Source organism: Streptomyces sp. M92 (assembly GCF_028473745.1).
Lineage (GTDB): Bacteria > Actinomycetota > Actinomycetes > Streptomycetales > Streptomycetaceae > Streptomyces.
The window spans coordinates 64,548-90,603 of sequence record NZ_CP101137.1 but is presented as its reverse complement, the minus strand read 5'-3'; the positions used below and the strand labels follow the sequence as shown (position 1 = coordinate 90,603).

25 protein-coding genes are annotated in these 26,056 nt (G+C 73.8%); 8 read left to right on the top strand and 17 right to left on the bottom strand.

Annotated elements, in window-relative coordinates; translation table 11 throughout:
- Positions 1-76: 76 nt before the first annotated feature.
- Both M6G08_RS00440 and M6G08_RS00435 read right to left on the bottom strand, forming a co-directional pair.
- Complete coding sequence (locus M6G08_RS00440) at positions 77-547, bottom strand: GNAT family N-acetyltransferase (protein WP_272585189.1); 471 nt, start codon at positions 545-547, stop codon at positions 77-79.
- A gap of 3 nt (positions 548-550) precedes the next feature.
- Entirely contained in the window at positions 551-1,324 is a 774-nt protein-coding gene (locus M6G08_RS00435) for an IclR family transcriptional regulator (RefSeq protein WP_272585188.1), read from the bottom strand.
- Between the two features lie 145 nt (positions 1,325-1,469).
- Between M6G08_RS00435 and M6G08_RS00430 the strand changes: the two genes are divergently transcribed.
- The 4 genes from M6G08_RS00430 to M6G08_RS00415 all read left to right on the top strand — a co-directional run bounded on the left by M6G08_RS00430 (position 1,470) and on the right by M6G08_RS00415 (position 5,667).
- Positions 1,470-2,999 carry an aldehyde dehydrogenase (NADP(+)) gene (locus tag M6G08_RS00430; protein ID WP_272585187.1) on the top strand — a complete coding sequence of 510 codons (1,530 nt, stop codon included), beginning with the start codon at positions 1,470-1,472 and terminating at the stop codon, positions 2,997-2,999.
- Positions 3,000-3,103: 104 nt separating this feature from the next.
- Positions 3,104-3,712 carry a DUF1349 domain-containing protein gene (locus M6G08_RS00425; protein WP_272585186.1) on the top strand — a complete coding sequence of 203 codons (609 nt, stop codon included), beginning with the start codon at positions 3,104-3,106 and terminating at the stop codon, positions 3,710-3,712.
- A gap of 87 nt (positions 3,713-3,799) precedes the next feature.
- A complete protein-coding gene (locus tag M6G08_RS00420) occupies positions 3,800-4,513 on the top strand; it encodes a DsbA family oxidoreductase (RefSeq protein ID WP_272585185.1) in 714 nt (237 codons plus the stop codon).
- A gap of 59 nt (positions 4,514-4,572) precedes the next feature.
- Entirely contained in the window at positions 4,573-5,667 is a 1,095-nt protein-coding gene (locus M6G08_RS00415; RefSeq protein WP_272585184.1) for an aminotransferase class V-fold PLP-dependent enzyme, read from the top strand.
- Positions 5,668-5,824: 157 nt separating this feature from the next.
- Here the strand turns inward: M6G08_RS00415 and thpD are convergent, their stop codons facing one another.
- The 5 genes from thpD to M6G08_RS00390 all read right to left on the bottom strand — a co-directional run bounded on the left by thpD (position 5,825) and on the right by M6G08_RS00390 (position 10,648).
- On the bottom strand, positions 5,825-6,724 hold the full coding sequence (thpD, locus tag M6G08_RS00410) for an ectoine hydroxylase (protein WP_272585183.1): 900 nt from the start codon (positions 6,722-6,724) through the stop codon (positions 5,825-5,827).
- A 5-nt stretch (positions 6,725-6,729) separates the two neighbouring features.
- Positions 6,730-7,128, bottom strand: a complete 399-nt coding sequence (locus tag M6G08_RS00405) for an ectoine synthase (RefSeq protein ID WP_217144727.1) — start codon at positions 7,126-7,128, stop codon at positions 6,730-6,732.
- A gap of 129 nt (positions 7,129-7,257) precedes the next feature.
- On the bottom strand, positions 7,258-8,529 hold the full coding sequence (gene ectB, locus M6G08_RS00400) for a diaminobutyrate--2-oxoglutarate transaminase (protein WP_272585182.1): 1,272 nt from the start codon (positions 8,527-8,529) through the stop codon (positions 7,258-7,260).
- Between the two features lie 134 nt (positions 8,530-8,663).
- Positions 8,664-9,179, bottom strand: coding sequence for a diaminobutyrate acetyltransferase (gene ectA / locus M6G08_RS00395; protein WP_073721484.1), 516 nt, complete (start codon positions 9,177-9,179; stop codon positions 8,664-8,666).
- 329 nt (positions 9,180-9,508) lie between these two features.
- Positions 9,509-10,648 (bottom strand): pyridoxal-phosphate-dependent aminotransferase family protein, encoded by a 1,140-nt coding sequence (locus M6G08_RS00390; protein ID WP_272585180.1) that lies wholly within the window; start codon positions 10,646-10,648, stop codon positions 9,509-9,511.
- Positions 10,649-10,816: 168 nt separating this feature from the next.
- On the opposite strand from M6G08_RS00390, the gene M6G08_RS00385 reads away from it, so the two are divergent.
- The 3 genes from M6G08_RS00385 to M6G08_RS00375 all read left to right on the top strand — a co-directional run bounded on the left by M6G08_RS00385 (position 10,817) and on the right by M6G08_RS00375 (position 13,587).
- Positions 10,817-11,317: a hypothetical protein gene (locus tag M6G08_RS00385; protein ID WP_272585179.1), complete on the top strand. Its 501-nt coding sequence runs from the start codon at positions 10,817-10,819 to the stop codon at positions 11,315-11,317.
- Between the two features lie 44 nt (positions 11,318-11,361).
- Positions 11,362-12,453, top strand: a complete 1,092-nt coding sequence (locus M6G08_RS00380; RefSeq protein WP_272585178.1) for an amidohydrolase family protein — start codon at positions 11,362-11,364, stop codon at positions 12,451-12,453.
- 186 nt (positions 12,454-12,639) lie between these two features.
- A complete protein-coding gene (locus M6G08_RS00375; RefSeq protein ID WP_272585177.1) occupies positions 12,640-13,587 on the top strand; it encodes an SCO1860 family LAETG-anchored protein in 948 nt (315 codons plus the stop codon).
- Positions 13,588-13,973: 386 nt separating this feature from the next.
- Here M6G08_RS00375 and cobC read toward each other — a convergent pair whose 3' ends face one another.
- Genes cobC through cobM form a run of 6 tightly spaced genes read right to left on the bottom strand, consistent with a single transcriptional unit; the run spans position 13,974 to position 20,342 of the window.
- The gene (cobC, locus tag M6G08_RS00370) at positions 13,974-15,077 is read right to left on the bottom strand and encodes an Rv2231c family histidinol phosphate aminotransferase CobC (RefSeq protein ID WP_272585176.1); all 1,104 of its coding nucleotides are present in this window, start codon (positions 15,075-15,077) and stop codon (positions 13,974-13,976) included.
- The gene (locus M6G08_RS00365; protein WP_272585175.1) at positions 15,049-15,969 is read right to left on the bottom strand and encodes a sirohydrochlorin chelatase; all 921 of its coding nucleotides are present in this window, start codon (positions 15,967-15,969) and stop codon (positions 15,049-15,051) included. The genes cobC and M6G08_RS00365 overlap by 29 nt, the downstream gene beginning before the upstream one ends.
- Positions 15,966-16,592: a precorrin-8X methylmutase gene (locus M6G08_RS00360; RefSeq protein WP_272585174.1), complete on the bottom strand. Its 627-nt coding sequence runs from the start codon at positions 16,590-16,592 to the stop codon at positions 15,966-15,968. Before M6G08_RS00360 ends, M6G08_RS00365 begins: the two co-directional genes overlap by 4 nt.
- Positions 16,589-18,271 carry a precorrin-3B C(17)-methyltransferase gene (cobJ, locus tag M6G08_RS00355; protein ID WP_272585173.1) on the bottom strand — a complete coding sequence of 561 codons (1,683 nt, stop codon included), beginning with the start codon at positions 18,269-18,271 and terminating at the stop codon, positions 16,589-16,591. Before cobJ ends, M6G08_RS00360 begins: the two co-directional genes overlap by 4 nt.
- A complete protein-coding gene (gene cbiE, locus M6G08_RS00350) occupies positions 18,268-19,509 on the bottom strand; it encodes a precorrin-6y C5,15-methyltransferase (decarboxylating) subunit CbiE (protein WP_272585172.1) in 1,242 nt (413 codons plus the stop codon). The genes cobJ and cbiE overlap by 4 nt, the downstream gene beginning before the upstream one ends.
- Complete coding sequence (gene cobM, locus M6G08_RS00345; RefSeq protein WP_272585171.1) at positions 19,506-20,342, bottom strand: precorrin-4 C(11)-methyltransferase; 837 nt, start codon at positions 20,340-20,342, stop codon at positions 19,506-19,508. The genes cbiE and cobM overlap by 4 nt, the downstream gene beginning before the upstream one ends.
- 86 nt (positions 20,343-20,428) lie before the next feature.
- On the opposite strand from cobM, the gene M6G08_RS00340 reads away from it, so the two are divergent.
- A complete protein-coding gene (locus M6G08_RS00340) occupies positions 20,429-21,157 on the top strand; it encodes a ZIP family metal transporter (RefSeq protein ID WP_073721436.1) in 729 nt (242 codons plus the stop codon).
- Positions 21,158-21,168: 11 nt separating this feature from the next.
- Here M6G08_RS00340 and cobI read toward each other — a convergent pair whose 3' ends face one another.
- The 4 genes from cobI to M6G08_RS00320 are packed head-to-tail and all read right to left on the bottom strand — an operon-like array spanning position 21,169 to position 25,911.
- Positions 21,169-21,900, bottom strand: coding sequence for a precorrin-2 C(20)-methyltransferase (gene cobI / locus M6G08_RS00335; protein ID WP_272585170.1), 732 nt, complete (start codon positions 21,898-21,900; stop codon positions 21,169-21,171).
- Positions 21,897-23,312, bottom strand: a complete 1,416-nt coding sequence (locus tag M6G08_RS00330) for a cobyrinic acid a,c-diamide synthase CobB (protein WP_272585169.1) — start codon at positions 23,310-23,312, stop codon at positions 21,897-21,899. The genes cobI and M6G08_RS00330 overlap by 4 nt, the downstream gene beginning before the upstream one ends.
- Positions 23,306-23,905 (bottom strand): cob(I)yrinic acid a,c-diamide adenosyltransferase, encoded by a 600-nt coding sequence (gene cobO / locus M6G08_RS00325; RefSeq protein WP_019329328.1) that lies wholly within the window; start codon positions 23,903-23,905, stop codon positions 23,306-23,308. The genes M6G08_RS00330 and cobO overlap by 7 nt, the downstream gene beginning before the upstream one ends.
- The gene (locus M6G08_RS00320) at positions 23,905-25,911 is read right to left on the bottom strand and encodes a putative cobaltochelatase (protein WP_272585168.1); all 2,007 of its coding nucleotides are present in this window, start codon (positions 25,909-25,911) and stop codon (positions 23,905-23,907) included. Before M6G08_RS00320 ends, cobO begins: the two co-directional genes overlap by 1 nt.
- Positions 25,912-26,056 lie beyond the last annotated feature (145 nt).

The window sequence follows — 26,056 nt, the reverse complement described above, 5'->3', positions numbered from 1 at the left end:
CCACGCTCCCGCGTCCGGCCCCGCGGGCGCGTCCTGCGCCGCGACGATCCGCCTCCGCCGCGCGGTGGAGAGCCGCTCAACCCGCGAGGTGCAGCACGACCTCGTCGATCTCCTCGCCCCGGGCCCTGGCGAATCCGCGGGCCCACGCGGAAGTCTCGAAACCGCACTTCTCCAGCACCCGGCGCGACCCGGCGTTGTCCGCCGCCGCCCGTGCGTACAGCGGGCGGTCGCGCACCTCGGAGAGCAGCGCCCGCAGCGCCGCCGTGGCCACCCCGCGCCCCCAGTACGCCCGGTCGACCCAGTACGTCACCTCGCGCTCGCCCGGCTCCCCGTACACCGCCGCGCTGCCGATCACGTCACCGTCGCCGAGGACGGTGCGCACGACGTCGCGCGAGGCCCGGATCTTGCGCCAGTGCGTGGTGAACGCGTCCCAGTCGGCGGGATCCGGCGGGGTGAAGGCCGCCATGCGCAGGGCTTCCGGATCGTTCATCTGCCGGAAGAAGACGGGCAGGTCGCTGTCGTGTACCTCGCGCAGAGCGATGTCCATGGCTCAGAGCCTACGCGTGGCCAGCGTCAGCCGGTCCCGCGCGTCGAACAACGCGTCCTTCACCATCTGCTCGTGCGCGGGCGTCAGCCGCGCCACCGGCACCGAGCAGCTGATCGCGTCCCGCGCGGGAGTACGGTAGGGCACCGCCACACCGAAGCAGCGCAGGCCCAGCGTGTTCTCCTCGCGGTCCACGGCGAAGCCCTGCTCCCGCACCTGGCGCAGCTCCTCGATGAGCTTCTCCCGGTCGGTGATGGTGTGCTCGGTCAGCGCGGGCAGCGTCTGAGGGAGCATCTTGCGCACCTGCTCGTCGCTGTAGGTGCTCAGCAGCGCCTTGCCCAGCGACGTCGAGTGCGCGGGCAGCCGCCGGCCGACCCGGGTGAACGGCCGCAGGTAGTGCTGCGACTGCCGGGTGGCGAGGTAGACGACGTTGGTGCCGTCCAGCCGCGCCAGGTGGATGGTCTCCGTGGTGTCGTCGGAGAGCCGGTCCAGCGTGGGCCGCGCCGCCGCGACCACCTCGTCGCCGTCGATGTACGACGTGCCGACCAGCAGCGCCCGCACGCCGATCCCGTACCGGGTGCCGGTCGAGTCGGTCTCCACCCAGCCCAGCTCCACCAGCGTGCGCAGCAGCATGTAGAGGCTGGACTTGGGGTAGCCCACGGCCTCCTGGACGGACGCGAGGGAGTGCATACCGGGGCGTCCGGCGAAGTACTCGAGCAGTTCCACCGTCCGCACGGCGGACTTGACCTGCGCTCCGCCCCCCGTCTCGCCAGCCGACATCGCCCTTGACCCCTTCGTTCGCCGGGAAATAGTCTCCAACAGCATATTCATCATGAGAGACGGCGTTCAGTATATCGAACGAGCCTGATGTTGGGCACGTTCGACGCCGAGCACGTTCCGATGCAGAGCACGTGGAGGGACCGCGGTGGCAGCAGCACCAGTCTGGAGTGTCGACCCCCGTACCGGGAAGCAGCGTGAACAGGTCGCGGTGGAAGCCACGGCCCAGGAGGTGGACGCCGCCGTGCGCGCCGCGCACGCCGCCCGGGACGCCCTCGCGGACCGCACCGTCCGCGCGGCGTTCCTGCGCACCGCCGCCGACGAACTGAAGGCCGCCGAGGACACCCTCGTCGAGGCCGCCGACGCGGAGACCGCGCTCGGCCCGGTCCGGCTCACCGGCGAACTCGCCCGCACCTGCTACCAGCTGCGCGCCTTCGCCGGCATCGTCGACGAGGGCGAGTTCCTCGGCGTCGTCGTCAACCACCCCGACGACACCGCCACCCCGCCCGTCCCGGACCTGCGCCGCTACAAGGTGCCGCTCGGCGTCGTCGCCGTCTACTCCGCCTCCAACTTCCCCTTCGCCTTCTCCGTCCCCGGCGGCGACACCGCCAGCGCCCTCGCGGCCGGCTGCCCGGTCGTGGTCAAGGCCCACCCCGATCACCCGGCCCTGTCCGAGCTGGTGGCGAAGGTGCTGCGCCGGGCCGCCGCGCGGCACGGCATTCCCGAGGGCGTCATCGGTCTGGTGCACGGCTTCGAGGCGGGCATCGAGCTGATCAAGCACCCGCTGGTCGCGGCGGCCGGCTTCACCGGTTCGGTACGCGGCGGGCGCGCGCTGTTCGACGCGGCGGCGGCGCGTCCGGTCCCGATCCCCTTCCACGGCGAGCTGGGCTCGCTGAACCCGGTCGTGGTCACGGCGGCGGCGGCCGCGGAGCGGGCGGAGGCGATCGGCGCCGGGCTGGCCGGTTCGATGACCCTGGGCGTCGGCCAGTTCTGCGTGAAGCCCGGCCTGGTCCTGGTCCCGGCGGGCGACGCCGGGGACGGCCTGGTCAAGTCCCTCACCGACGCGGTCGGCGCCACCGACGCCGGGGTGCTGCTCGACCACCGGATGCGGGACAACTTCGTCGCCGGGGTGGCCGAGCGCGCGGCGCTGCCCGACGTGGAGGCCCCGGTGACACCGGGCCCGGGCGACGAGCACACCGTCAGCGCCGGGTTCCTGACCGTGCCGGCCGCGCGACTGGCGGCCCGGGGCGAGCACGACCTGCTGCTGGAGGAGTGCTTCGGGCCGGTCACCGTGGTGGCCCGCTACGAGGACGAGGCCGAGGTCCGGGGCGTGCTGTCGCGGCTGCCGGGGAACCTGACGGCGACGGTCCAGCTCTCCGCCGGGGAGACGGCGGGGGAGGGGGCCGGGGCGGCCCTCCTCGCCGAGGTGACGCCGCTGGCGGGGCGGGTGCTGGTCAACGGCTGGCCGACGGGGGTCGCGGTGGCGGCGGCCCAGCACCACGGGGGGCCTTACCCGGCGACGACGTCGACGTCCACGTCGGTGGGGGGCACGGCGATCGAGCGGTGGCTGCGGCCGGTGGCGTATCAGGGGGTGCCGGAGGCTCTGCTGCCGGCTGAGCTGCGGGACGGGAATCCGCTGGGCCTTCCCCGGCGGTTCAACGGGGTGCTGGAGCGGTAGCGCCGTGGGGTGCGGGGTCGTATGCGCAGTGCTGCGCCGTCGTGGCTGCTCGCGCGGTTCCCCGCGCCCCTGGGTGGGATCCGGCGGCCTGAGAGGATCATGCCATGTCGCTTGAACTTCCCGAACTGCCCTTCCCCCTCCGTCCGTACGGCCCCGACGGCGATTGGGCCTACGAGGACGGCGTGCTCACCGGAACCGCCGGGCCCCGGCAGGACCGCTTCGTGCCGCCCACCGGGGAAACGCTCGACCCCGCCTCCGACGCGCCCCGGCTGCTGGGCGCTCCCGAGGGGGACTTCCAGCTGATCGCCCGTGTCACCGTCGGCTTCGGGGCCGCCTTCGACGCCGGGGTGCTCTACGTCCACGTCGGTGAGCGGGCCTGGGCCAAGCTGTGCCTGGAGTACTCCCCGGACGTGGCCACCGTCTGCACGGTGGTCACCCGGGGGCACTCCGACGACTGCAACTCCTTCACCGTGGACGGGGACTCGGTGTGGCTGCGCGTCAGCCGCGCCGGGCGGGCCTTCGCCTTCCACGCCTCCCGCGACGGCGAGCGCTGGACCTTCGTCCGGCTCTTCACGCTGGGCGACGAGGAGGAGACCGGCGCCGCCCTGGTCGGCTTCCTGGCGCAGGCACCGACGGGCGACGGCTGCACGGTGACGTACGACCACCTGGAGTTCCGGCCGGCCTGGCCGGCGGACCTGCGGGACGGCAGCTGAGGGCGGGAATGGGACCGGCTGGTTGAAGGTTCACACGGGTAGCGGAGGGGGCCTCCGTACCCGTACGACCTGGAGAAGAGCCGAGACATGCGCGTCGAGATCTGGAGCGACATCGCCTGCCCGTGGTGCTACGTGGGCAAGGCCCGCTTCGAGAAGGCGCTGGCGGCCTTCGAGCACCGGGACGGCGTCGAGGTGGTCCACCGGTCCTTCGAGCTGGACCCCGGGCGGGCCAAGGACGACGTCCAGCCCGTGCTGACCATGCTCACCGCCAAGTACGGCATGAGCGAGGCACAGGCCCAGGCCGGTGAGGACAACCTCGGCGCGCAGGCCGCCGCCGAGGGCCTGGACTACCGCACCCGGGGCCGCGACCACGGCAGCACCTTCGACATGCACCGGCTGCTGCACCACGCCAAGGACAAGGGCCGGCAGGAGGCACTGCTGGACGCCCTGTACCGGGCCAACTTCGCCGAGGAGCGTTCCGTCTTCGACGACGACGAGCGCCTGGTCGGCCTGGCCGTCGCCGCCGGTCTGGACGCGGACGCCGCCCGCGCGGTGCTCGCCGACCCCACCGCCTACGCCGACGAGGTGCGCGCCGACGAGCGCGAGGCCGCGCAGTTCGGGGCGACGGGTGTGCCGTTCTTCGTGCTCGACCGGAAGTACGGTGTCTCCGGCGCCCAGCCCGCCGAGGTCTTCGCGCAGGCGCTGACCCAGGCGTGGGGCGAGCGCACGCCCCTGAAGCTGATCGACGACGGGGACGCCGAGGCGTGCGGTCCGCAAGGGTGCGCGGTGCCCGGGCAGTGATGCCGCAGGTGGGCGCGCTCGCATAAGCGTCCCTTGGAGGTACCGCGTAGAAATACGCGATGGACGGGGAGATCGCGGGGCCGCACAGTGGTCCCATGGAGAGCTTCGACAATCTCGTCCGTACCGAGTTCGCCCCGAAGACCACGTACCTCAACACCGCCAGCACCGGTCTGCTCCCCGCCCGAGCCCTCGTCGCCATGCGGGACGCGGCGGCCTCGGCGGCGGCCGGGCTCCCGTCCGACATGTTCGCCGACGTCGAGGCGTCCCGGTCCGCCTACGCCCGGCTGTCGGGGGTGCCCGCCACCCGGGTCGCGGCCGGCGCGTCGGTCGCCACGTACAGCGGGCTCGTCGCCGCCTCGCTGCCCCGGGGCGCCGAAGTGCTCACCGCCGAGGGCGACTTCAGTTCCCTGGTGAATCCGCTGTACTCGCGGGACGACCTGAAGGTGCGCGGTGTGCCGCTGGAGCGGATCGCCGAGTCGGTGGGCCCGGACACCGCGCTCGTCGCGGTCAGCTCCGTCCAGTCCGCCGACGGGCGGATCGCGGACCTCGCTGCGGTTCGGGACGCCGCCCGGGCGCACGGGGCGCGGACGCTGGTCGACGCCTCGCAGTCGAACGGGTGGCTGCCACCGGCCGCGGACGACTTCGACTTCGTGGTGGCCGTCGCCTACAAGTGGGTGCTCTGCCCGCGCGGCGTCGCCTTCCTCGTCGTACCGGAGGACCTGGGAGAGGCGGCCGGGCTGACGCCGCTGTTCGGCGGGTGGGCGTCGGGGGAGCACCCCTGGGACAGCTGCTACGGCCGCGTCGAGGAACTCGCGCACTCCGCGCGGCGCTTCGACGAGAGCCCCGCCCTGTTCTCCTACACGGGAGCCCGGCACTCCCTCGCCCTGATCGAGGAGCTGGGCGTGGACGCGGTGCGCGCCCACGACACCGCCCTCGCCGACCGGTTCCGCGCGGGGCTCGCCTCCCTGGGGCACGAGCCGGTGCCCGCGCCGGGCTCCGCGATCGTGTCCGTGCCCGGGCTCGGCCACCGCCAGGAGGAGCTGGGCCGGGCCGGGATCCAGGTCTCCGACCGGGCGGGCAACCTGCGGGCCGCCTTCCACGTGTACAACACGGCGGCGGACGTGGACCGGCTGCTGGACGTGCTGGCGGGCTGACACGGCAAGGCCGCGAGAATATCGGGCAGGGGCCTCCCGTCCCACACGAAAAGGCCCCTGCCCGAGATCAGATGCGGGTCACTTCACCGGAGTAAAGTCCCGCGCCCCGATGCTGTGGTCTCCGGGGGACAACCCCCGGGCCCCCGGCCGGGCCGGGTCACCGGACGGGAGTGAAGTCCCGCGCCCCGATGAACTCCGGCCGCCGGATCGGTGCCGCGAACGGCTCGACCGCCGTGTTCTCCACGCTGTTGAACACGATGAACACGTTGCTGCGCGGGTACGGCGTGATGTTGTCGCCGGAACCGTGCATGCAGTTGCAGTCGAACCAGGTCGCCGAGCCGGCCTTGCCGGTGAACAGCTTGATGCCGTACTCGGACGCCATCTTCGTCAGCGCCTCGTCGGACGGCGTCCCCGCGTCCTGCATCTGCAAGGACTTCTTGTAGTTGTCCTTCGGCGTGGCCCCCGCGCACCCGAGGAACGTCTTGTGCGACCCCGGCATGATCATGAGACCGCCGTTGGTGTCGTAGTTCTCGGTGAGCGCGATCGAGACCGAGATCGTGCGCATGTTGGGCAGGCCGTCCTCGGCGTGCCAGGTCTCGAAGTCCGAGTGCCAGTAGAAGCCGCTGGCCCCGAAGCCCGGCTTCACGTTGATCCGCGACTGGTGGACGTAGACGTCCGAGCCGAGGATCTGCCGGGCCCGCCCGACCACGCGCTCGTCGCGCACCAGCTTGGCGAAGACCTCGCTGATCTTGTGCACCTCGAAGACCGACCGGATCTCCTGGGACTGCGGCTCCACGATCGAGCGCTCGTCCGCGCGGATGGCCGGGTCGGTGGTGAGCCGCTCCAGCTCGCGGCGGTAGACCTCGACCTCGTCCGGCCCGATGAGCTGGTCGATGGCGAGGAAGCCGTCGCGGTCCAGGGCCTGCAGATCACCCGCCGAGACGGGACCGGGCGTGTCCGGGGAGCCCCAGACGACCGGGTCCTGCCGAGGGGTGGCCACCTCGGCGGCGCCGCGGGTGGGATAGAGATCGGTGACGTTCGTGGTCGTGGTGGTCACGGGACTCACACCTCCTCGGTGAGCAGCGGGTAGACGCCGTTCTCGTCGTGATCCTCCCGTCCGGTGACGGGCGGGTTGAAGACACAGATGCAGTGGAAGTCCTCCTTGACCTTGAGCGTGTGCCGCTCGTGGCCGTCCAGGAGGTACATCGTCCCCGGCGTGATGTGGTACGTCTTCCCCGTCTCGCGGTCGGTCAGCTCGGCGTCGCCCTTGGTGCAGACGACTGCCTCGATGTGGTTCGCGTACCACATCGACGTCTCCGTACCCGCGTACAGGATCGTCTCGTGGACGGAGAAGCCGACCTTCTCCTTCGCGAGGACGATGCGCTTGCTCTCCCAGGTGCCGGACGCCGATTTCACGTGCCGGTCGGTGCCTTCGATCTCCTTGAACGAACGGACGATCACGGTGTTGCGATGCCTCCTAGGTGAAGGGTGTGCAATGGTCCCCGGCGTCTTCGGCCCACGGTCGCGCGGGCCGAAGACGCCGGAAGCACGGGGGGTGCCGGCGGGCGGGCCCGTCCGGCGGTCATGCGGTCAGGCGGTCTCGCGCACGGCGCGGGCGAGGGTCTTCATGCCCTCGTCCAGCTCGTCGGGCGTGATGGTGAGCGCCGGCAGCAGCTTGACGACCTCGCTCTCGGGACCGGACGTCTCGATGAGCAGCCCGAGCTCGAAGGCGCGCTTGGCGACCCGGCCCGCACGCTCCTTGTCGTGGAACTCCAGGCCCCAGACCAGGCCGCGGCCGCGGTACTCCTTGACGTCGGCGAGGTTCTCCTCGGTGATGGCGATCATGTGCTGCTCGACCTGCTCACCGCGGGTGCGGGTCTGCTTCTCCATCGCCGACCCGTCGGCCCAGTACGTCTCCAGCGTGGCGGTCGCCGTGACGAAGGCCGGGTTGTTGCCGCGGAAGGTGCCGTTGTGCTCGCCCGGCTCCCAGACGTCCAGCTCCGGCTTGAACAGGGTCAGCGCCATCGGCATGCCGTAGCCGCTGATCGACTTGGAGACGGTGACGATGTCCGGCGTGATGCCCGCCTCCTCGAAGGAGAAGAAGGCGCCGGTACGGCCGCAGCCCATCTGGATGTCGTCGACGATGAGCAGCATGTCCTGGCGCTCGCACAGGGCGGCCAGGGCGCGCAGCCACTCGGCCCGGGCGACGTTGATGCCGCCCTCGCCCTGCACCGTCTCGACGATCACGGCGGCCGGCTTGTTCAGGCCGGAGCCCTGGTCCTCCAGCAGCCGCTCGAACCAGATGAAGTCCTCGACGGTGCCGTCGAAGTAGTTGTCGAACGGCATGGGCGTGCCGTGCACCAGCGGGATGCCGGCGCCGGCCCGCTTGAACGCGTTGCCGGTCACCGCGAGCGAGCCCAGCGACATGCCGTGGAAGGCGTTGGTGAAGGACACGATCGACTCGCGCCCCTTCACCTTCCGCGCCAGCTTCAGCGCGGCCTCGACGGCGTTGGTGCCCGTGGGGCCCGGGAACATGACCTTGTACGGCAGGTCACGCTTGCGCAGGATGATGTTCTGGAACGTCTCCAGGAAGCGGCGCTTGGCGGTGGTCGACATGTCGAGCCCGTGCGTGACGCCGTCCCGCTCCAGGTAGTCGATCAGCGCGCGTTTCAGGACGGCGTTGTTGTGCCCGTAGTTGAGCGAGCCCGCTCCGGCGAAGAAGTCGAGGTACTCGTGGCCGTCCTCGTCGTACATGCGGCTGCCGTGCGCACGGTCGAAGACGGTGGGCCAGCCGCGGCAGTAGCTGCGCACCTCGGACTCGACGGTCTCGAAGACGCTGAGGTCGGGCTGGGTGATGGTCACGACGAATCGCTCCTCGTTGGGTGAGGGTGGGAGAGGAAGGTCGTACTTGGTCCGAGGGACCGGTGCGGTCCCGCCGGGAAGTCTGAGGGGGCCGGACTGGCACGGGGTGCCGGGCTGTCCGGCGCGCCGGTCGGTCAGCGGGCGGTGGCCCGCAGGGGGCCGATGCGGTACAGGACCTCGGGCTCGTGCGGCCCGTCGGGGAACAGGCCGGTGTCGAACAGCACCTCACGCTCCAGCCGGGCGCCGTGGCGCTCGGCGAACGAGGTGAACAGCCGCTGGGACGCGGTGTTGTCCGGCGAGATCGTGGTTTCCAGGGTGGTCAGTCCGCGCTCCGCGACGGTGCGGGCGGCCAGTCCGTCGAGCAGGGCGGCGGCGAGCCGGCGTCCGCGGTACGCCTCGTCCACCGCGACCTGCCACACCAGCAGGGTGTCCGGCCGGTCCGGCCGAACGTACCCGGTGACGAAGCCGACCGGCTCCCCGCGCTCGTCGCGGGCGACGGCCGACGTGGCGGCGAAGTCACGGCACCAGAGCAGATAGCTGTAGGACGAGTTCAGGTCGAGGACCTTGGAATCCCTCGCTATCCGCCACAGGGCGGCCCCGTCGGCCACTCTCGGACGGTCGATTTGCAGGTCTGCTTGCGCGGCAGTCATGCAAATTGAATTTACCGAGCGAAATTCGAAATTGCATCGCCGCGGGGGGTTACGTATGGGCGCGTCGTGTGCTATCACGCGGGCGCGTGCCGCCGCGCGAGGCGACGGCGTTATGTGGGGGTTTCTGCCGGGTGTAAGCCGCAAAACGGGCAGCGTGTGTATCGGGTCACAATCGCGTAACTCGCACGGGACGTGCCCGAAATGTGTAGCTTGGGCTTCGCGGAATCTTTGTGTTTAGGTCCCGGAAAAGCGGGCAGAAGAATACGGGAAGCTGTGCTGAGCGTAATTCCTTAATTCTGTTTGTGTGAGCGTCGGGAATTACCCCGAATTCACGCGCCCGTGCCCGCCGCCGAATGGCCGGGAGCGGCCGGCCCGTCCCAGGCGTCCTCGACGGCCCGCCGGGCGGCCTCCAGATCGGCCTTCAGTCCCTTCTCGACCAGTGCGGCACCCAGTGCCGCCAGGGAGCCCTGAACGGTCCCGGGCGTGGCGCCCGGGCCGTAGTGGTTGACGCGGATCATCTCCTTGGCCAGCGCGCCCCCGCCCGCGGCCAGCGGCAGCGACGGGTCGGACTCCAGGGCGCGGGCCACCAGTTCCGACGCGTCCACGTCCGGCGGCGTGCGCAGCGTCGTCGCGACCGGCGCCGCGTCCCGCTCCGCGTGCACGTACGGCTCCAGACCGCCCAGCGCGAGCACGCCGGCCCGGGTGGCCGCCGCGGCCGACGCGTGCCGCGCCGTCACCGTCTCCAGCCCTTCCGCCTCGATGCGCTCCACGCACGCCTCCAGCGCGAGCATCTCCAACTGCGCCGGCGCGTGCAGCAGCGCCTTGCGCCCGCCGTCGACCCAGCGCTCCTTCCAGTCGAGGAGGGACAGGTAGGACCGCCGCGGGGCGTTCGGGTTCGCCGCCATCCGCGCCCACGCCCGCTCGCTCACCGACACCGCCGACACCCCGGCCGGGCCGCCCATCGCCTTCTGTGCGCCGATCACGCACAGGTCCACGCCCCACGCGTCCGGCAGCACCGGCTCGGCACCCACGGAGGCCACCGCGTCCAGGTAGAACAGCGCGCCGTGCGCCCGCACCACCTCGCCGATCTCCGCCACCGGGTTGGTGTTCCCCGTCGCCGCCTCCGCGTGCACCAGGGACACGAAGTCGATCTCCGGGTGTTCGGCGAGGGCCGCGCGGACCTGCTCGGCGGACACCGCCGTGTGGAACGGCACGACGAGGTCGTGCACGGTCGCGCCGCAGTCCCGCAGCCAGTCCCCGAACGTCTGCCCGTACGGCCCCGTGATCACGTTCAGGGCGACGGTCCCCGGCCCGGCGGCTGCGCGGATGGCGCCCTCCAGTGGCAGCAGCGCCTCGCCCTGCATGATCACGACGTCCTGCCCGGTGCCGAGCAGGCGTGCGACCCGGTCCTCGATCGCGGCGAAACGGCCGGCGCTCAGCGGGGGGAGGTCCAGGAAGGGGTGGGTCACGGCGGTGCTCTCTTCAGTAACGGTCAGGTGTACGGCGCGTACGCAGTCGAGAGTAACCACCGCCCCCGCCGCCACTCGCGCCGGAGGGCTTCCGTTGCGACACCCCCACGCCCGGAATTGTGGCTTCCGCAACAGCCACGGTGATCGCCGGGGTGATGGACTCGGCCCGTGCTCGCTCTCCTGCTGCTCGTCCTCGTCGCGGTGGCGACGGCCGCCGTCCTGCGCCGGGGCGCGGGCGCGTATCCCCGTGTGCGGAAGGCCTCGGCCGTCGTTCCCCCGCCGCGCAAGCCGGGCGCGCCCTTCCGCGTCGCCGCCGGGGTCGCGGGCTGGGCCGCCGCCCTGCTGTACCTCTGGGGCCTGGTGTGTGTGGGTTTCGCGGCCATGGAGGCCGAGGACGGCGGCACGGACTCCGCGCCGCTGCGGCCGTGCCGAGCCGGCGTGTCCCCGGAGCTGTCCGGTCAGGTCATCGACTACTCCGTCTCCTACCTGCCCCTGCGCTTCGAGTGCGAGACCGTCGACGGCGAGACCTACGGCTCCGCCGACGTCCCCGGCTACGTCAACCCCGGTGTCGCCGTCCTCGCCCTGACCGCCGTGGCGAGCGCCGTCGCGGCCGGGTACGCGACCGAACTGCGCGCCCGCGCGGCAGCACGACGGGACGGCGGCCGGTGACCGGGCCCTCGAACGGCCCCGGGGCCCGGTCTAAGGTGCGGGGCATGAGCGATCGCACGGTGCTGCACGTGAAGGGTCGGGTGCTCGTCGGACCGCAGGACGTCCGGGACGAGCTGTGGGTGGTCGACGGCAGGGTCACGTACGACCGCCCGGCCGGCGCCGCCGACATCCGCACCGTGCGCGGCTGGGCCCTGCCCGGCCTGGTCGACGCCCACTGCCACGTCGGGCTCGACCAGCACGGAGCCGTTCCCGAGGACGTCGCCGAGAAGCAGGCGCTGACCGACCGGGAGGCGGGCACCCTGCTCATCCGCGACGCCGGCTCGCCCTCCGACACCCGCTGGATCGACGACCGCGACGACCTGCCGAAGATCATCCGGGCCGGCCGGCACATCGCCCGGACCCGCCGCTACATCCGCAACTACGCGTGGGAGGTCGAGCCCGACGACCTCGTCGCGTACGTGACCCAGGAGGCCCGGCGCGGCGACGGCTGGGTCAAGCTGGTCGGCGACTGGATCGACCGCGACCTCGGCGACCTGTCGGCCTGCTGGCCGCGCGGCGCGGTGGAGGCGGCCATCGCGCAGGCCCACCGCCTCGGTGCCCGCGTCACCGCGCACTGCTTCGCCGAGGACTCCCTGCGCGACCTCGTCGAGGCCGGCATCGACTGCGTCGAGCACGCCACGGGCCTCACCGACGACACCATCCCGCTCTTCGCCGAGCGGGGCGTCGCCATCGTGCCGACCCTGGTCAACATCGCCACCTTCCCCGCCCTTGCCGACGGCGGCGAGTCCAAGTTCCCCCGCTGGTCGGCCCACATGCGCCGGCTCCACGAACGCCGCTACGACACCGTGCGCAGCGCCTACGACGCCGGGATCCCGGTCTTCGTCGGCACCGACGCGGGGGGTTCGCTGGCGCACGGCCTGGCGGCGGCGGAGGTCGGGGAGCTGGTCACCGCCGGCATCCCGCCCGTCGAGGCGCTGGCCGCGACGACCTGGGCGGCCCGGCGCTGGCTGGGACGCCCCGGCCTGGACGAGGGCGCGCCGGCCGACCTGGTGGTGTTCGACGAGGACCCGCGCGCGGACGTGCGGGTGCTCGGCGCTCCGCGCCGGGTGGTGCTGAACGGGCGGGTCGTCGGTTAGCCGACCGGAGTGACGGAGGGGAACACCCGTGCCGTGAGATTCGAAAAGAAGGCCGGAAACCCCACGAAGGGGTGAAGTGTCCCGCTATCGCTGACGGTTCGCCGTGCGCGGCGACATTCTTTCCGGGTCCCAAGCATGTCGCTCATGCGTGTCCCGCACGCATGTCTCACTGGGGGTCCCACCACCTTGAACGGCAACACCTTCCGCATGCCCGCACGCCGCCTCGTGACCGCCGCGGCGGCCACCGCCCTCGCCGTCGGTCCCGCGGCGCTGGCCGGCGCGGGCACCGCACAGGCGACCGGCGACCACGGCCGTGCGAGCGCCACCGTCCTGCGCACCGGGCTCGACGTGTCCCTGCTCAACAAGACCGTGAACGTCCCGCTCACGGTCACCCTCAACGAGGTGCGGGCACCCCAGAGCGCCGAGAAGACCGCGCTGACCGCCCGCCTCGACGGCGTCGACGGCGGCAAGCCCTTCAGCGTCCTGCGCGCCGACGTGGCCCGGGCGAAGGCGACGGCGACCGCGGCGAAGAGCGAGGGCCGCACCGAGCTGGCCCACGCCAAGGTGCACGTCCCGGGCCTGCCCCTGCTGTCCCTGATCGAGGTCGGGAAGGTCACCTCCACGGCGACCTGCGAGGCCGGGAAGGCGCCGGTCGCCGACGCCAACCTGCTGGGCGCGGTGACCGTCCTCGGCAAGAAGGTCACGCTGACCACCGGCGGGCCGACGGAGGTGAAAGTGCCCGGCGTCGGCGAGGTGCGGCTCGACCTCTCCAAGACGCGGACCACCTCGACCACGGCCGCCGCCACCGCGCTCGAACTCGAGGTGTCCGTCAACCCGCTCGACCTGAACGTCGCCGAGGTCGACGGCACCCTGACCCTGGCCGAGGCGACCTGTGAGTCCCCGGCCGCCCCGGCATCGGAGGCCGCACAGCCCCCGGCGAAGGGCGAGGAGCCCCCCGCCGCCGAGCAGGAGGCGGAACCGGCCGCCGACGTCCAGCCCCAGGGCGCCCGCGCCGAGGCGGACCTGGCCGAGACCGGCGGCAGCTCCGCCACCCCGTACATCGCCGCGGGCGCCGCCGCGCTGGTCCTGGCGGGCGGCGGCTCCCTGGTGCTGGCCCGGCGCAGGCGCGGCTGAACCGGCGACGGCGGCGGCCGGGCGGTTCCGGTTCCGGGAGGGAGCAAGACCGTGCGGGGCCCCAGGCGGAGCACCGCGCGAAGCTCCGGGGGAGGCGCGGGAGTCCGGCGCGCGGGCCCGGCACGGCTCCTGGGGGGCGTGGGGCCGGTCCGGCTCCTGCGCGCAGGTTCTGAGGGACTGCGCACGGGACCCGGGAAGAGTGCCTGTCGGACGTACGCCGGTCCGCGCGGGTACCGGTACCTGACCGGTGGGCGCCAGCTGGCGCGTGGGGGCCGATGGGAGGGGCGTGCGGTCCCGTCGGCCCGACGGGGACGGCTGCGCGTCCGGCCCGGGCAGGGCACTCGGAACGGCCGTGAGGCTCCGCAGGCCGCAAGTCCCCGCCCCGCTCACGGAGACTCCGCCACCGCCCGCCCCAGCGCCCCCAGGAAGCCGTCCGTCGTCGCCCGGCCCCGTACCGCCAGCCGCAGCCACTCCTCGCCCAGCCCCGGGAAGGTGTCCCCGCGCCGCACCGCGTACCCGAGACCGCGCAGCCGGTGGCGCACGGCGGCGGCCCGCGGGAGGCGGAGGAGGACGAAGGGACCCTCGGCCGGAGCCACGACCCGCAGCCCGGCGCCGCCGAACTCGGCCAGCCCGGCGACCAGGTGCGCCCGGTCCGCGGCGATGCGGTGGGCCGCGTGGGCGGCCTCCGCCAGCGCACGCGGCGCCACGCACGCCTCGGCCGCCGCCAGCGCGGGCGTGGACACGGGCCACAGGGGCTGGGCGCGTTCCAGGTCCGCGATCGTGTCCGGGGCCGCCAGGACGTACCCGATGCGCAGCCCCGCCAGCCCCCACGTCTTGGTGAGACTGCGCAGGACCACCAGCCCGGGCACGTCCGTGCGCCCGGCCAGCGCCTCCCGCTCGTCCGGTACCGCGTCCATGAACGCCTCGTCCACGACCAGCGTCCGCCCGGGACGGGCGAGCCCGGCGAGGGCGTCCGCCGGGTGCAGCACCGACGTCGGGTTCGTCGGATTGCCGACGACCACCAGGTCCGCGTCCTCGGGGACGGCGGCCGGGTCCAGCCGGAAACCGTCCGCCTCCCGCAGCAGCACCCGGCCGACCGTGTGCCCCGCGTCCCGCAGCGCCGCCTCCGGCTCCGTGAACTGGGGGTGCACCACGACCGGCCGGCGCACCTTCAGCGCCCGCGCCAGCAGCACGAACGCCTCCGCCGCGCCCGCCGTCAGCAGCACCCGCTCCACCGGCAGCCCGTGCCGTGCCGCCACCGCCGCCCGCGCGGCCCGCCCGTCCGGGTAGGCCGCGAGGGAGCCGAGCGAACCGGCGACGTGCTCGCGCAGCCAGGCCGGGGGCGTGTCCGCGCGGACGTTCACCGCGAGGTCCACCAGCGCCGAACCGTCGCCGCGCACCTCGGCGTCACCGTGGTGCCGCAGGTCGGGGCCCTGGTGCCCGGTGTGCGGCCCCCCGGCCTCAGTGTGCGTGGGTGTGTGCGTGTCCATGCCCGTGATGGTGCCCGTGGTGGTGATGACCGTCGTCGTCGGGGTGGAAGTGCGGCTGCTGCGGCAGCCCCACCTTGTCCTCGAACCCCGGCAGCGCGATCCGGTACACGCAGGAGTCGCAGTTCATCCTCAGGTCGCCCTTCACGGCCTCCTCGTACCGCTCCCACACCAGGTCCAGCAGCTCCGGCTCCGGGCCGATGACGTCCGCCGACCGCACCTCGGTCTCCGGGTGCGCGGCGGCCCACTCCTCGGTCTGGTGCCGGACCCGGTCCGGGAGGATGCCCGTGAACAGGAAGTACGGCAGCACCACGACCCGCCGCGCCCCCAGCCGCACGCACCGCTCCAGGCCGCCGGGCACGTCCGGCTTCGCCAGCGACACGAACGCCGTCTCCACGGCCCCGTACCCGCGCCCCTCCCACAGCAGCCGCGCCGCCTTGAACACCTCGGCGTTGGCGTCCGGGTCCGTCGACCCGCGCCCCACCAGCAGCACGGTCACCTCGGACGGCTCCCAGGACGGGTCGACCGCCTCGGCCAGCCGCCGCTCCAGCACCCGCAGCAGCGCCGGGTGCGGGCCCAGCGGACGCCCGTACGTGTACGAGATGCCGGGGTGGCGCTCCTTCTCGCGGGACAGCGCCGCCGGGATGTCGCCCTTGGCGTGTCCGGCGGACACCAGCATCAGCGGCACCGCGGCGAACCGGCGCACCCCGCGCTCGACCAGCTCGGTGACCGCCTCGCCGAGCGGCGGCGGGGACAGCTCGATGAAGCCGCCCGCGACGGGCAGCTCGGGGTGGCGGCGGCCCAGCTCGCGCACGAAGTCGCGGAAGGCCTCGGCTCCGGCCTCGTCCCGGGTGCCGTGTCCGGCGACGAGCAGGGCGGGCGGGGGGGTGGTCACGATTTCTCCTCGGAATGCTCGGAATGCTCGGGATACTCGGAGTGCTCGGGGTAGTGAGCGGGGTGGTACAGCAGGGCGTTGAGCGCGGCGGCGGCGACCGCCGAGCCGCCCTTCTCGGACACGTTGCTGACGGCGGGCAGTCCGCTGTCGCGCAACGCGGCCTTGGACTCGGCCGCGCCGACGAAGCCGACGGGCAGACCGACGACGAGCGCCGGGTCGGCGTCCAGGGTGAGCAGCTCCTCCAGGGCGGTCGGCGCGTTGCCGATCACCCAGAGGGCACCGGGACCGACCTGCTCGTACGCGAGCCGGATCGCGTGCGCCGAACGGGTCAGGTCCGGCCCGGCCACGGCGTCCTTCAGCCGGCAGACGGTCTCCCGCCGGGTGATCCCGGCCGCGACCATCTCGACGTCCACCACGACGGGCGCCCCGGCGTGCAGCGCGGCGTAGGCCTTCTCCAGCGCGGCCTCGTCGGTCACGAGGTCGCTCGCGTACTCCAGGTCGGCGGCGGAGTGGATGACCCGCTCCACCACCGCCCGGGTCAGCGGCGGGAAGTGCGAGGTGTCCAGGCGGGCGCGCAGCCGCCGGTAGGACTCCTGCTCGATGGGATGGACGACACGGTTCACTTCGGTTCCTCCTGCCACCGGTAGCCGCGCGGCGTCACCATGCGCCCGGCGATCCGGCGGGTCGCGGTGTTGCCCACCGTCACGACCGTCATCATGTCGACCGTCGCCGGGTCGAGGCCGGCGAGCGTGGTGAGGCGGCTGGACTCGTCCGCGCGGGACGCGTTGCGCACGACACCCACCGGCGTCGCCGGCTCCCGGTGCTCCGCGAGGATCGCCAGCGCCTTGGGCAGCTGCCAGTCCCGGCCCCGGCTGCGCGGGTTGTAGAACGTCACGACGATGTCCGCCTCGGCCGCCGCCCGCACCCGCCGCTCGATGACCTCCCACGGCGTGTGCAGGTCGGAGAGGCTGATCGACACGTGGTCGTGGCCGAGCGGCGCGCCCAGGATCGCCCCGGCCGCCAGCGCCGCCGTCACGCCCGGCACCCCGACCACGTCGATGTCGTCGGACGCCTCCGCCAGCGCGGGCGAGGCCATGGCGTACACCCCCGCGTCCCCGCTGCCGATCAGCGCCACGGCATGCCCGCGCCGGGCCTGTTCGACCGCTGTCCGGGCCCGCTCCTCCTCGGCGCCGAGCCCCGACTCCAGGACGCGCGTGCCGGGCCGCAGCAGGTCGCGGATCTGGTCGACGTACTGGTCGAGCCCGACCAGCACCGACGCCCGCCGCAACTCGGCCTGCGCGCGGGGCGTCACCAGGTCCCGGGCGCCAGGCCCGAGCCCGACCACCGCGAGCCGCCCGCGCCCCGGCCGCCGTACGACCGCGCAGGTCGCCATCGCGGGCGACGCCGCCGACTTCCGCTTGGGCACGAGCAGTTCGCCGCCGCCCACCAGCGCCGCCGCCTCCGCGACCGAGGGCGTGCCCACGGCCGCGAGCGGGGCGTCGGAGGGGTTGGGCACCTCGACGCCCGCCAGCTCGTCGGCGGCGTACGTCACCAGGGGCACGCCCAGCCGCTCGGCGGCGCCCACGATCCCGGGCTCCTGAGCCTTGGCGTCCACGGTGGCCAGCTCGGCGACCGACGCGGCGGACAGCCCGGCGTCCCGCAGGGCGTCCTCCACCAGCCCGAGCACCTCGTCGACCGGCGCGCCCTTCGACGCGCCGACGCCGACCACCAGGGACGGCGGACGCAGTACGGCCTCGCGCCCGGCCGGCTCCACCAGACGGTCGGTCAGCCGGACCGTGTACGCCCCGTCCCCGGCGACCGGCAGCGGCGGCAGCGGCCAGCTCACCTCCGCCCGCAGCGCCACCGGGTCGCCGTCCAGCAGGGCCCGCGAGACCCCGGCGACGTCACCCTCCACGGGCAGCCCGAGCGTGTCCAGGCCGGGCAGGCCCACGGCGTCCGTCGCCGTCGTCACCACCGGCTCCGCGCCCAGTACCCCGCCGACCGCGCGGGCCAGTTCGTTGGCGCCGCCGCCGTGGCCGCCGACCAGCGACACGGCGAACCGCCCGCCCTCGTCGACGCAGACCACACCCGGGTCCGTCCGCTTGTCGTCCAGCAGCGGCGCCACCAGCCGGACCACGGCCCCCGTGGCCAGGAAGCACACGAGCTGCTCGCACTCGGCGAACGCGGTCCGCACGGCGTCCGCGACGGGACCCCCGTACACGCGCGTGCGGTCCGGCCACGCCGCGGCCAGCCGGTCCCGCGCCGCCGCTCCCGCCGCGGTGGCGGAAATGAGGCCGATCAAGGGGCAACTCCTTCGGTACGGCTGTGCGGCCTGACGCCCCACAGCAGGAACACGGGATTGGTGGCCGCGAGCCGGGTCACGTCACCCGGCAGCGGTGCCAGCCGGGACGACTGCAGCAGCACCCCGTCACACTCCAGCCCGGCGTCGAGCAGCGCCTCGCGGGCCGCCGGCACCCGGTCCAGCGCGGCCATCGCGACGACCACGGCGCGCCGGGCGCGCCGCGCGCAGGCGGCGACGATCGACGGCAGTTCGCGCCCGCCGCCCCCGACGAACACGGCGTCCGGATCGTCCGGAGCATCCAGGCCGGACAGCACCGCGGGAGCCGCCCCGTGCACCACCCGCACGTCCAGACCGTGCGCGGCGGCGTTGGCGCGGACCCGCTCCACGCCGTCCGGCGTCTTCTCCACGGCGGTGACGGCGGCGCCGAGCCGCGCGCACTCCACGGCCACGGACCCCGAGCCGGCCCCGACGTCCCACACCAGGTCCCCGGGCCGGGGCCCGAGCCGGGCCAGCGCCAGCGCCCGCACCTCGAACTTGGTGATCATCGAGTCGCGGTGGGCGAACTCCGTCTCGTCCAGGGCCCAGCCACCGGGGCCCGTCCGCGGCCCGGCGACCGAGCGCACCGGCCCCAGCGCCCGCGCCTCGTCCAGGCACAGCACCACGCTCACCGCCGACCCCCAGTCCCGCCCGGCGGCCTCGGCGGGCGTCACCCGCTCCACCCGCTCCTCGCCGGAGCCCAGCGAGGACGCGACGACCAGGACCCGGGCGTCCCCCCGCAGCGCGGCGCCCAGCTCCGCCGGACCGGCCCCCGGCCCGGTCAGCACGGCGACCTTCGGGTGCGCCCGGCACAGGTTCACCGCCGTCCGCAGGTCCCGCCCGTGCGCGCTGGCCACCACGGCGTCGTCCCACGGCAGCCCGGCGCGCGCGAAGGCGGCGGCCACGGAGGACACCCCGGGTCGCACGTCCAGCCGCTGAGCCCCGAACCGCTCGGCCAGCACCCGCACGATCCCGAAGAACCCCGGGTCGCCGGAGGCCAGCACGACCACCGGCCGTTCCTTCGCGACGTACTCCGCGACCGTGTCCAGGGCGGGCGCCAGCGCCCCGAGGACGACCCGCTCGGCCCCCTCGGGCAGCCGTACGGCGTCCAGGTGCCGCCGCCCGCCGACGACCAGCTCCGCCCCGGCGGCGACGTCCGCGCCCGGGGGCGCACCGGCGCCCATGCCCACCACGGTGATCACGTGCTCGCACCCCGCGCACGCAGCTCACGCCGCGCCTCTGGATCGGCCTTCCGGTAACCGTGGAAGTGCCCCGGGTGGTACAGGTGCGAGCGCGTGCCGTGCGCGTCGAGGGCCGGACCGACCAGGAACAGGGTGTGCTTCCAGAGCTTGTGCTCCTTGACCGTCTCCTCCAGGGTGCCGACCGTGCACCGCACGACCAGCTCCTCCGGCCAGGTGGCCTGGTAAGCGACGACGACCGGCGTGTCCGTCGGGTACCCGCCCTCCAGCAGCTCCCGCACCAGCTGCCCGCTGCGCGCCGCCGACAGGAACACCGCCATGGTCGTCCCGTGCTTCGCGAACTCGCGGACCTCCTCCCCGGGCGGCATCGGCGTCTTGCCGCCGCCGAGCCGGGTGAGGACGACGGACTGCGCCACCTCCGGGATCGTCAGCTCACGCTGCGCCAGCGCGGCCACGGCGGAGAAGGCGGAGACGCCGGGCACGACCTCGGTCGCGATGCCGATCTCCGCGCACCGGTCCAGCTGCTCCTGCGTACCGCCCCACAGCGCCGGGTCGCCGGAGTGGATACGGGCCACCCGCAGCCCCTGGGCCAACGCCCGCCGGTAGACGGCCACGACGTCCTCCAGCGACATCGTCGCCGAGTCCAGAACCTCCGCGTCCTCCCGCGCGTGCTGGAGCACCTCCGCCTGCACCAGGCTCGCCGCCCAGATCACGACGTCGGCCTCGGCGATGGCGCGCGCCGCACGGAACGTCAGCAGGTCGGCGGCGCCGGGACCGGCACCGACGAAGGTCACCTTGCCGGTACGGGCGGCGGCATCACGGGCCACGAAATCCATGGGACGGGGTCCTTTCCTACGCATACTTACTGCCGTTGCTGCTGTCGTGCGCACGGATTCGCGCTCCGATCGGATAGCAAGGGCCCATGGCGGTCTTCGTCGCGCTCGGCGCGTTCCTGATGACGCTGGCCGGCGGCTGGACGGCACAGCGGGTGACCGACCGGCGCCACCTGGTCCTCGGTCTGGCCGGCGGCCTGATGCTGGGCGTGGTCGGCCTCGACCTGCTGCCGGAAGCCCTGGAGGCGGCCGGCGACGAGGTGTTCGGCGTGCCCGAGGCGCTGCTGCTCTTCGTCGCCGGCTTCCTGCTGGCGCACCTGGTGGAACGCCTGCTGGCCGCCCGCCGCGCCGCGCACGGCGCCGAGGAGCACGGACACCGCTCGCCCGAGGTGGGCCTGACGGCCGCGGCCGCGATGGTCGGGCACAGCGCGATGGACGGCGTGGCGATCGGCGCGGCCTTCCAGGTCGGCGGCGGCATGGGAGCGGCGGTCGCGATGGCCGTGATCGCCCACGACTTCGCGGACGGCTTCAACACCTACACGCTCACCAGCCTGTACGGGAACGCCCGCCGCCGCGCCGTCGCGATGCTGTTCGCCGACGCGGTGGCCCCCGTGGCCGGTGCCGCGTCCACGCTCCTGTTCGAGATCCCCGAAGGCGTACTCGGCGCCTACCTCGGCCTCTTCGGCGGTGCGCTGCTCTACCTCGCCGCCGCCGAGATCCTCCCCGAGGCCCACCACGAGCACCCGGCCCGCTCGACGCTGCTGTGCACGGTCGCGGGCGCGGCGTTCATCTGGCTGGTGGTCGGCGTGGCGGAGTGACCGGCCCCGGTTCACAACTTCCCGCCCCGCCCGCCCTCGCGCCGGGCGGGCGCGATGAGCGTCGAGAGGTAGGGCAGCGGCCCGCCGTCCAGCTCGGCGGCCGCCCGTACCGACTCCTCGGGCAGTCCCAGCGCCGACCCCCACACGGCGTCGTCCAGCCGCCCGGTCTCCCGCAGCGCCTCGGCCACCTCGGCGGCCTGCCGGCCGAACTTGTAGGCGACGACGGTCCCGGGCCCGTTCAACGCGTCCTTGAGCACGGCCGCGCCCGCCGTCACCGGCACCAGCGTCAGCGGCTCGGTGCCCTCGGTCAGCACGGCCCCCGACCGCGCCGCGAGGTCCTGCATCGCGGTGATCCCCGGCACGGTCTCCACGACGGTGCCCGGCACCAGCTCGCCGACGGTCTGCGCGAGGTAGGTGAAGGTCGAGTACACGTTGGGGTCGCCGATGGTGGCGAAGGCGACGCGCCCGTACTCCCGCAGCAGCCCGGCGACCCGCTCCCCGGCCGCGTCCCAGGCCGCCTCGCGCCGCGCCCGGTCGGTGCGCTCGTTGAGCGCGAACACGACCCGTACGACCTTCTCGGCGCCCACGTAGTGCAGCACGGTCGCCTCGGCGCGCCCCCGCTCACCCGTGTCCATGACGGGCACGACGACGACATCGGCGGCCCGCAGCGCGTTGACCCCCTTGACGGTCACCAGCTCGGGGTCACCCGGGCCGACCCCGACCCCCACCAGACGGCTGCTCATGACGTTCGGCACCTCTCCACGAACCGACGGGCGACACCGGGCTCGGACGCCCAGTGCGTGTGCAGATAGCTCGCGTGCACACCGCGCTCCACGAATCCCTCGACGCGCCGCTCGGGCGCCCGCATCCCCCATGCCGGCGTGGCCCCGGCCCCCGGCTCCACCACGGTCCGGTGGAACTCGTGCCCCCGCATCCGCGTCCCCGCGACGGCCAGCGCACTGTCGGACACGGCCACGGCGTCCCGGTATCCCAGCGTCAGCCGCTCCGACATCCGGGCCGAGGCGTCCAGCACCCCGCACATAGGCAGCCCGTCCAGCTCCCGGCACAGGTACAGCAGCCCCGCGCACTCGGCGGCGACGGGAGCACCGCCCAGCACCAGCTCGGCGACGGCCTTGCGCAGCGGCTCGTTGGCGGACAGCTCGGAGGCGTACACCTCGGGGAACCCGCCCCCGACGACGAGCCCGGCGGTCCCCTCGGGCAGCTCCTCGTCCCGCAACGGATCGAACGTGACGACCTCGGCCCCGGCGGCGGTGAGCAGCTCGGAGTGCTCGGCGTAGGAGAACGTGAACGCGGCCCCACCGGCAACGGCAATGCACTTCAGCCCGTCTGGGGGCGCAGCCCCCAGGGACGGGACGGGAAGGGGCGGCGGGGGCGGGGAAACCAAGGCGTCACCCGCATCCCACGCCGCACAGGACAACGCACCGGCCCCCCGCGCCAGCCCGACCAACGCCTCCAGATCACACCCGTCGGCCACCTGCGCCGCCATCGCGGCAACGGCCTCCACCGCCTGCGAACCCCGTTCGGCCACCGGCACCAACCCCAGATGCCGAGCCGGCGTCTCCGCCTGCGCGGCCCGCCGCAACACCCCCAGCACCGGCACCCCGACGGAGTCCACCGCCTCCCGCAGCAGCGCCTCGTGCCGGTCCGACCCGACCTTGTTGAGGATCACGCCCCCGATCCGCACCTCCGGATCGAAGGACACGAACCCGTGCACCAGCGCCGCCACCGACCGCGACTGCGACGACGCGTCCACGACGAGCACGACGGGCGCCCGCAACACCTTGGCGACCTGCGCGGTGGACGCGAGCTCGCCCTCCCCGGCGGCCCCGTCGTACAGCCCCATCACGCCCTCGACCACGGCGATGTCACACCCGCGCGCCCCGTGCAGGAACAACGGCCCGATCAGCTCGGGCCCGCACAGGTAGGCGTCCAGGTTCCGCCCCACCCGCCCGGTGGCGAGCGCGTGGTACCCGGGATCGATGTAGTCGGGCCCGACCTTGTGCGGCGACACGGCGAGCCCGCGCCCGGCGAGCGCGGCCATCAGCCCCGTGGCGACGGTGGTCTTGCCGCTCCCCGAGGAGGGCGCGGCGACGACCAGCCGGGGCACCGACGAGGACGCGGACGAGGTCACCACTCGATGCCCCTCTGCCCCTTCTGCCCCGCGTCCATCGGGTGCTTGACCTTGGACATGTCGGTGACGAGATCGGCGAACTCCACCAGCTTCTCCGGCGCGTTCCGCCCGGTGATCACGACGTGCTGGGTCCCGGGCCGCTCCCGCAGCACCGACACCACCTCGTCGGTGTCGACCCAGCCCCAGTGCATCGGGTAGGCGAACTCGTCCAGCACGTACAGCCGGTACGTCTCGGCGGCCAGGTCCCGTTTGACCTGCTCCCAGCCCTCCCGGGCCTTCTCCTCGTTGTCCATCTGGGCGTCCCGCTGGACCCAGGACCAGCCCTCGCCCATCTTGTGCCAGTCGACGGACCCGCCCTCACCGCTGGCGCCGAGCACCCGCAGTGCGTTCTCCTCGCCGACCTTCCACTTCGCCGACTTGACGAACTGGAACACCCCGATCGGCCACCCCTGGTTCCAGGCGCGCAGCGCCAGCCCGAAGGCGGCGGTGGACTTGCCCTTCCCGATGCCCGTGTGCACGACGACCAACGGACGATTACGCCGCTGACGGGTCGTCAGGCCGTCGTCCGGCACGACACTCGGCTGCCCCTTCGGCACTACGCGGCCCTCCTCGTCCCCTGCACGTCCCTCACCAAGCCGGCGATCGAGTCCGCCCGCAGCTCGTCCAGCGTCACCGCCGTACCGCCCAGCTCACCCGCGAGCCGCCCGGCCAGCCCCAGCCGCACCGGCCCCGACTCGCAGTCCACGACCACGGACGCGGTGCCCTCGGCCGCGAACAGCCGCGCCGCCCGCCCCGCCAGCGCGACGGGCTCGGGACCACCCGTGGCCCGCCCGTCCGTCACCACCACGACCAGCGCCCGCCGCGCCGGGTCCCGCAGCCGCTCGACCCGCAGCACCTCGTGCGCCTTGAGCAGCCCGGCGGCGAGCGGCGTACGCCCCCCGGTCGGCAGCGACTCCAGCCGCACCGCCGCCGCGTCCACCGACGAGGTCGGCGGCAGCGCGACGTCGGCCGCCGAACCCCGGAAGGTCACCAGTCCCACCTTGTCCCGCCGCTGGTAGGCGTCCAGCAGCAGCGACAGCACGGCACCCTTCACGGCGCTCATCCGCTGCCGCGCGGCCATCGAGCCGGAGGCATCGACGACGAAGAGCACGAGATTGCCCTCGCGCCCCTCCCGGCTCGCCTGCCGCAGGTCGTCCCGCCGCACCACCAGGCCGGGCCCCGACCGTCCCCGCGCCCGCTGGTGCGGGGCGGCGGCCTGCACGGTGGCGGCCAGATGCAGCTTGGTCAGGGCACCCTGCGGCCGCCGGGCCCCGGTGGTCCGCCCGTGCTCGGTCCGCGCCCGCGAACGCCGCCCGGCGGCACCCTCACCGAGCCCCGGCACGCTCAGCACCTTGGTCCGGAACGGCTCGGCGGCACGCGCGGGCGACTGCTCACCCGCACCACCGGCAGGCTGCGGCTCCCCGCCCTCCCCGGCCTCGGGCCGCGCGGCGGCGTCACCGTCGCCCTGCGGCGCGTCATCGGGCTCCGGCTGCCCACCGGGGCCGTCGGGACCCGGGTCGGGATCGTCGTCCCCACCGCCGTCCCCGTCCTGCCCGCCGAACTCCTCCAGCGTCTCGTCCAGTTTGTCCTCGTCCAGCCCCGGCGCGTCGAACGGATTCCGCCGCCGCCGGTGCGGCAGTGCCAGCAGCGCGGCCTGCCGCACGTCCTCCGCCAGTACGTCGGTCCGCCCGGCCCACGCCGCCAGCGCGGTCGCGGTCCGCGCCATGACGATGTCGGCGCGCATGCCGTCCACCTCGAAGGCGGCACAGGTCGCCGCGATCTGCCGCAGCGCCCCGTCGCCCAGCCGCACCGACGGCAGCAGCGCCCGCGCCGCCACGATCCGCGCCCGTACGGCGGCCTCCTCGTCCGCCCAGCGCGCGGCGAACCCGGCCGGGTCGTCGTCGTAGGCCAGCCGACGCCGTACGACCTCCACGCGCTGGTCGGGCTCGCGCGAGGCGGCGACCTCGACGGTGAGACCGAACCGGTCCAACAATTGGGGCCTCAACTCCCCCTCTTCAGGGTTCATCGTCCCGACGAGCAGGAACTTCGAGGCGTGCCGCACCGACACACCCTCACGCTCGACATAGGAGGCGCCCATGGCGGCGGCGTCCAGCAACAAGTCGACGAGGTGGTCGTGCAGCAAGTTGACTTCGTCGACGTAGAGGATCCCGCGGTGCGCGTCAGCGAGGAGGCCCGGCTCGAACGCCTTCACGCCCTCCGCGAGCGCCCGCTCGATGTCGAGGGCGCCCACCAGCCGGTCCTCGGAGGCGCCGACGGGCAGCTCGACCATCCGCGCCGGCCGCGAGGCGAAGGCACCCGGCTCGTGCGGACCGTCCGGGCAGCCCGGGTCGGGGGAGTCGGGGTCGCAGGAGAAACGGCACCCGGAGACGACGTCCACCGGCGGCAGCAGCGCGGACAGCGCGCGTACGGCGGTGCTTTTCGCGGTGCCCTTCTCACCACGCACAAGGACGCCACCGACGGCTGGGCTCACCGCGTTGAGGAGTAGTGCCAGACGCAAGTCGTCCTGTCCGACGACTGCAGTGAACGGAAAAGGCATGCTCACGCGGTGATCACTCCTTCGGGTGGTTCAGTCGAGAAATGCGCGCGATTCACATGTCGATCAGCGACAGTGAATGCCTGCTCCCCGCCGATGCGGGGGTGGTCCGTCCCGTTTCTCCGGGTCCAAGACGTACTCGGTGCGCTCCCCG

Bases quoted from the DNA above. Each gene is read 5' to 3' on its own strand.
- M6G08_RS00435 (WP_272585188.1), bottom strand. From the start codon at position 1,324: ATGTCGGCTGGCGAGACGGGGGGCGGAGCGCAGGTCAAGTCCGCCGTG.
- M6G08_RS00420 (WP_272585185.1), top strand. From the start codon at position 3,800: ATGCGCGTCGAGATCTGGAGCGACATCGCCTGCCCGTGGTGCTACGTG.
- M6G08_RS00415 (WP_272585184.1), top strand. From the start codon at position 4,573: ATGGACGGGGAGATCGCGGGGCCGCACAGTGGTCCCATGGAGAGCTTC.
- cobM (WP_272585171.1), bottom strand. From the start codon at position 20,342: ATGGATTTCGTGGCCCGTGATGCCGCCGCCCGTACCGGCAAGGTGACC.
- cobI (WP_272585170.1), bottom strand. From the start codon at position 21,900: ATGAGCAGCCGTCTGGTGGGGGTCGGGGTCGGCCCGGGTGACCCCGAG.
- M6G08_RS00380 (WP_272585178.1), top strand. From the start codon at position 11,362: ATGAGCGATCGCACGGTGCTGCACGTGAAGGGTCGGGTGCTCGTCGGA.
- M6G08_RS00340 (WP_073721436.1), top strand. From the start codon at position 20,429: ATGGCGGTCTTCGTCGCGCTCGGCGCGTTCCTGATGACGCTGGCCGGC.
- M6G08_RS00425 (WP_272585186.1), top strand. From the start codon at position 3,104: ATGTCGCTTGAACTTCCCGAACTGCCCTTCCCCCTCCGTCCGTACGGC.
- cobC (WP_272585176.1), bottom strand. From the start codon at position 15,077: ATGGACACGCACACACCCACGCACACTGAGGCCGGGGGGCCGCACACC.
- ectA (WP_073721484.1), bottom strand. From the start codon at position 9,179: ATGACTGCCGCGCAAGCAGACCTGCAAATCGACCGTCCGAGAGTGGCC.
- M6G08_RS00440 (WP_272585189.1), bottom strand. From the start codon at position 547: ATGGACATCGCTCTGCGCGAGGTACACGACAGCGACCTGCCCGTCTTC.